The 4,892-nt window shown below is 73.7% G+C and carries 5 protein-coding genes; 2 read left to right on the forward strand and 3 right to left on the reverse strand.

Annotation, left to right across the window (positions count from 1 at the left end; all coding sequences use genetic code 11):
- Together N4P33_RS32770 and N4P33_RS32775 are read left to right on the forward strand one after the other, a co-directional pair.
- On the forward strand, nt 1–1,653 hold a 1,653-nt coding region (locus tag N4P33_RS32770), incomplete at its 5' end, for a cysteine protease StiP domain-containing protein (protein ID WP_260830574.1).
- Nucleotides 1,653–2,465, forward strand: coding sequence for an HAD family hydrolase (locus tag N4P33_RS32775; RefSeq protein WP_260830575.1), 813 nt, complete (start codon nt 1,653–1,655; stop codon nt 2,463–2,465). The genes N4P33_RS32770 and N4P33_RS32775, both read left to right, overlap by 1 nt.
- A gap of 221 nt (nt 2,466–2,686) precedes the next feature.
- Here N4P33_RS32775 and N4P33_RS32780 read toward each other — a convergent pair whose 3' ends face one another.
- The 3 genes from N4P33_RS32780 to N4P33_RS32790 form a co-directional block, all read right to left on the reverse strand.
- Entirely contained in the window at nt 2,687–3,388 is a 702-nt protein-coding gene (locus N4P33_RS32780; protein WP_260830576.1) for a DedA family protein, read from the reverse strand.
- 48 nt (nt 3,389–3,436) lie between these two features.
- Nucleotides 3,437–3,658 (reverse strand): zinc ribbon domain-containing protein, encoded by a 222-nt coding sequence (locus N4P33_RS32785; RefSeq protein WP_260830577.1) that lies wholly within the window; start codon nt 3,656–3,658, stop codon nt 3,437–3,439.
- A gap of 18 nt (nt 3,659–3,676) precedes the next feature.
- Nucleotides 3,677–4,892 (reverse strand): hypothetical protein (locus N4P33_RS32790; RefSeq protein WP_260830578.1); only part of this gene is annotated, 1,216 nt, incomplete at its 5' end.

Below are 4,892 nucleotides of genomic sequence, written 5' to 3' on the forward strand. Positions count from 1 at the left end.
ACCCCCGCCCACCGCGCCCGCCTCGAAGCCGCCCTCCCCGGCATGGCGGCCCGCATCGCCGCCGCCCTCCCCGCCGGCGCCCGCCGCGTCCTCGTCCTCGGCTTCGAGGAGCTGATGTACGCGCCCCTCCGGCTCGCCGGTGAACTGGAGCGGAGCACGGACACCGACGTTCGTTTCTCCACCACCACCCGCTCACCCGTCCTCGCCGTCGACGACCCGGGCTACGCGATACGCACCCGCCTCTCCTTCCCGGCCCACGACGACCCCGCCGACGGCCCCGGCGAGCGCTACGCGTACAACGTCGCCGGCGCCGGTTTCGACGCCGTCGTCGCGGTCGTCGACTCCGCCGCCGACACACCCGAACTGCACGCGCCGGGCGGCCTCCTGGCCCGCCTCGCCGAGCACACCCCGCACGTCCTCCTCGCCGTCGTACCGTCGTACGTCCCCGGCGAGCGCCCGGACCACGCGGACGACGCCCCCGAAAGGCCCGCCACCATGCTGCCCGAGCCCCTCCGCGGCCCCGCCTTCTCCTCGTACGCCCCGGAGGAGGTCGGCTGGCTGCTGCAGGACCTCTCGGACGTGACACTGGAGGCGCCGACCGAGGAGCGCGAGGAGGCCATCCAGAGCGGCGGGGCGCACTACGCCGAGTCGCTGCCCGTGGAGTACCAGCCGACCGAGCAGTACCAGGAGCTGTACCACGCTGCCCTGGACGCCTCCGCGGCCCGGATCGCGCACGCCGTCGGCGTCGTCACCGAGACGGTGCTCGCCGAGCGGTCGCCCCGCCCCGTGCTCGTCTCGCTGGCCCGCGCGGGCACGCCCGTCGGCATCCTGATGCGCCGCTGGGCCCAGTACCGTCACCAGCTCGACCTGCCCCACTACGCCGTCTCCATCGTCCGCGGCCGTGGCATCGACGCCAACGCGCTGCGCTGGCTGGCCGAGCACCACGACCCCCGGGACGTCGTCTTCGTCGACGGCTGGACCGGCAAGGGCGCCATCACCCGCGAACTCGCCCAGGCGGTCGAGGAGTTCGAGAAGACGCACGGCGTCACCGGCTTCGACCCGGAGATCGCGGTGCTGGCCGACCCCGGCTCCTGCGTGCGGACGTACGGCACGCGCGAGGACTTCCTCATCCCTTCCGCCTGCCTCAACTCGACCGTCTCCGGGCTGATCTCACGCACCGTGCTGCGCGCGGACCTGGTCGGTCCGAACGACTTCCACGGCGCGAAGTTCTACCGCGAACTCGCCTCCTCCGACGTCTCCGTGGCCTTCCTCGACGCCGTCGCCGCCCGCTTCCCCGAGGTCACGGACGCCGCCTGCGCCCAGGCCAAGGAACTGCTCGCCACCGACCGCACGCCCACCTGGGAGGGCTGGGCCGCCGTCGAGCGCATCAGCGAGGAGTACGGCATCCACGACGTCAACCTCGTCAAGCCGGGCGTCGGCGAGACCACCCGGGTGCTGCTGCGGCGGGTGCCGTGGAAGGTGCTGGCCCGGGCGGGGGCGGGCAGCGACCTCGACCATGTGCGCCTGCTGGCCGGGCAGCGGGGCGTGCCGGTGGAGGAGGTCGCCGAACTGCCGTACACCTGCGTCGGGTTGATTCACCCCCGCTACACCCGGGGCGCGACCGGTGCCGACGGCAAGGCGGTGAACGTCTGATGTCCGTCATCGTCGCCAGTGATCTCGACCGCACGCTCATCTACTCCGCCGCGGCCCTCGCCCTGACCATGCCGGACGCGCGGGCGCCACGGCTGCTGTGCGTGGAGGTCCACGAGAGCAAGCCGCTGTCCTATATGACGGAGACGGCCGCCGAGCTCCTCACCGAGCTCGGTGACACGGCCGTCTTCGTGCCGACGACGACCCGTACGCGCAAGCAGTACCAGCGCATCAACCTTCCCGGGCCGCCGCCGCAGTTCGCGATCTGTGCCAACGGTGGGCATCTGCTCGTGGACGGGGAGACCGACCGGGACTGGCACGCGCGGGTTCTTGCCCGGCTGGCCGATGAGTGTGCGCCGCTGTCCGAGGTGCAGGAGCATCTGCTGCGGACGGCTGATCCCGTGTGGGTGCGCAAGCACCGGGTCGCGGAGGATCTGTTCGCCTACCTGGTGGTGGAGCGTGAGCTGCTGCCGGAGGAGTGGGTGAAGGAGCTGGCGGCGTGGGCGGAGAACCGGGGGTGGACGGTGTCGTTGCAGGGGCGGAAGATCTACGCCGTGCCGGTGCCGTTGACCAAGAGCGCGGCGCTGAGGGAGGTTGCTCGTAGGGCGGGGGCGGAGCTGACGCTGGCCGCGGGCGACTCCCTCCTCGACGCGGACCTTCTCCTGGCGGCGGACCAGTCATGGCGGCCGGGGCATGGGGAGCTGGCCGATGCGAGCTGGTCGGCGCCGGGGGTGAGGGTGCTGCCGGAGAGGGGGGTGCTGGCGGGGGAGCGGATCCTGCGGGAGTTCCTGCACAGGGTGCGAGCACCGCGCTGACGCTGGTGCGGGCCGGGGGTGGGTGCGCTTGCCCGCGCTTGCGGGGTGCCTCCCCCACTCTCGGCTTCTCCCCCTCGGCTTCGCTCGCGCGGGGGGACCCCCATGAGCGGGGGGACCCCCATCGCCCACCCGTGCCGCCCTGGGGGCACCTCCCAGGCCCTTCAGGCACTGGGGGAGGCGCGACTGCCCGCAGCTGCGCGAGCGTCGTTGCCCGCAGTCGGCTAGATGTCGCGGCTGCCCGCTGCTGCGCGGGTGCGGCTGCCGGCTGTGTGGGCGGATGTCGGCTTCTCTCGCCTGCGGCGGCCCGGGCCCGGGCGGCGGAGGGTGCGTACGGCTATGAAGGTCAGGGCTGCCAGGGCCGCTGCCGCCAGGACCACCTTCGAATAGGCCGACACGATGGTCGTGACCTCGTGCCAGTTGTCGCCCAGCAGGTAGCCCGCCAGGACGAACACCGTGTTCCAGATCGCGCTGCCCAGCGTCGTCAGGCCGACGAACACCGGGAGGCGCATGCGTTCCACGCCCGCCGGGACCGAGATCAGGGAGCGGAAGATCGGGATCATGCGGCCGAAGAACACCGCCTTCGTGCCGTGGCGCAGGAACCACGCCTCGGTGCGCTCGATGTCCGCGATCTTGACCAGCGGCAGGCGCCCCGCGAGGGCGACCGTGCGGTCGCGGCCGAGCAGCGCGCCCACGCCGTACAGGGCGAGCGCGCCGATCACCGAGCCGGCCGTGGTCCACAGGAGCACGGACAGCAGCCCCATCCGCCCGCTGCTCGCGGCGAACCCCGCCAGCGGCAGGATCACCTCGCTCGGCAGCGGCGGGAAGAGGTTCTCCAGCGCGATGGCGAGCCCGGCGCCCGGTGCGCCGAGGGCGTCCATCATGTCGTTGACCCAGGCGGGACCGGCATGCGCGTTCGCTGTCATGCCGCCGACGCTAGGCAACCGGAGCTGAAGAGAACCTGAGGGCGGGCGTCAGCCGCAGCAGCCGCCTCCGCAGCAGCCGCCCCCGCCGCCGCCCGACCGGGGGGCGGGGGAGGGGGCCGACGTGGTGCCGCCCACGGCGACCGTGGACAGGAGCTTGACCGTGTCGTCGTGGCCCGCGGGGCAGCACGCGGGGGCCGAGGACTCGGCCATGGGACGGCTCAGTTCGAAGGTGTCGCCGCAGGTCCGGCAGCGGTACTCGTAGCGAGGCATGGGCAAAGGTTAACCGGGTCAGTGGGCGCCGGCGCCGCGTTCCTCGCGGATCCGGGCGACCACCTGGGCCACGCCGGCGCGCACCGCTTCCGTCTCGGTCAGGAAGTGCCAGTAGTCGGGGTGCCGGCCCTCGAGACCGGCGACGGCCTGTTCCAGGCGGGCCACGGCGGCGTCCAGGGGGCCGGCGTGGCGCGGGTCGGGGGTGTTGCGGCCGGCCATGGCGAGGCGCTGGGCGTCGCGGATGGCGAAGCGGGTGCGCTCGATCTCCTGGTCGGGGTCCTTCTGCACGGCGTTCAGGCGGCGCAGGCGGTCACCGGCGGCGGAGACGGCCTCGTCGGTGGTGTTCAGCAGCGCCCGTACGGTCGACAGCAGGGCGGTGGCGTCAGCCCAGCGCTGCTCGTCGCGGGCGGCGCGGGCCTCGGCGAGCTTGGTCTCGGCCTGGCGTACGTTCTCGCCGGCGACGTCGGGGACGCGCTGGAGGTCCTGCCAGCAGGCCACCGTGAAGCGGCGGCGCAGTTCGCTGAGGATCGGCTCGACCTGTTCTGAGCGGGTGGTGAGGGCCTGGGCGCGGGTGCGCAGGGAGACCAGCCGGTGGTCGATCTCGGCGGCCCGCTCCGGCAGCCGTTCCGCCTCCACACGGACCGCTTCGGCCTCGCGTGTGACGCGCTCGGCCCGCTCCAGGGTCTGCGGGACGCCGTGCTGGCCCGCGCCCTGGTTCAGCCTGGTCAGCTCGGGGGACAGCGCGGCGAGCCGGGCGGCGAGGTCGTCGGCCTTCAGCCCGGCGCCGCGGGCGGTGTCGAGGGCGTTGGAGGCGGCGAGCAGAGCCTGCCGGGCGCGTTCGACGGCGGGCGCCAGCCGGGCCAGCTGGGTCTCGGCCTTGCCGAGGAGGGGGCCGAGGCTCTGGGCGAAGCGATCCAGGTCCTGCTTGACCCGGGTCAGCTCGTCCTTGGCGGCTGTCAGCTCGGTGCGGGCCCGGGAGGCGGCCGGGGCGTCGAGGTCGTGGTGGTCGAGGTCGTGGGCGTCGACGGCGCTGATGTAGCGGTGGCTGGCCTCGTCGATGCGCCGGCCGAGCGCCTCGAAGTCGGTGACGGCGCGGCGGGCGGCGGGGGAGTCGTCGACCGCGTTGATCGTCTCGATGGAGATGCGCAGGTCGCGCTGGGCGGTGTCGAGCTCGTAGAACGCGGCTGCCGCGGCGTCCTTGGCGGCCTGGGCCTCGGCCCGCTGGTTCTCGGCC

It is taken from the genome of Streptomyces sp. 15-116A (assembly GCF_025290915.1).
GTDB lineage: Bacteria > Actinomycetota > Actinomycetes > Streptomycetales > Streptomycetaceae > Streptomyces.

What these genes read in the sequence shown, in the direction of transcription:
- N4P33_RS32775 (WP_260830575.1), top strand. Translation starts at nt 1,653, where the DNA reads ATGTCCGTCATCGTCGCCAGTGATCTCGACCGCACGCTCATCTACTCC.
- N4P33_RS32785 (WP_260830577.1), bottom strand. Translation starts at nt 3,658, where the DNA reads ATGCCTCGCTACGAGTACCGCTGCCGGACCTGCGGCGACACCTTCGAA.
- N4P33_RS32780 (WP_260830576.1), bottom strand. Translation starts at nt 3,388, where the DNA reads ATGACAGCGAACGCGCATGCCGGTCCCGCCTGGGTCAACGACATGATG.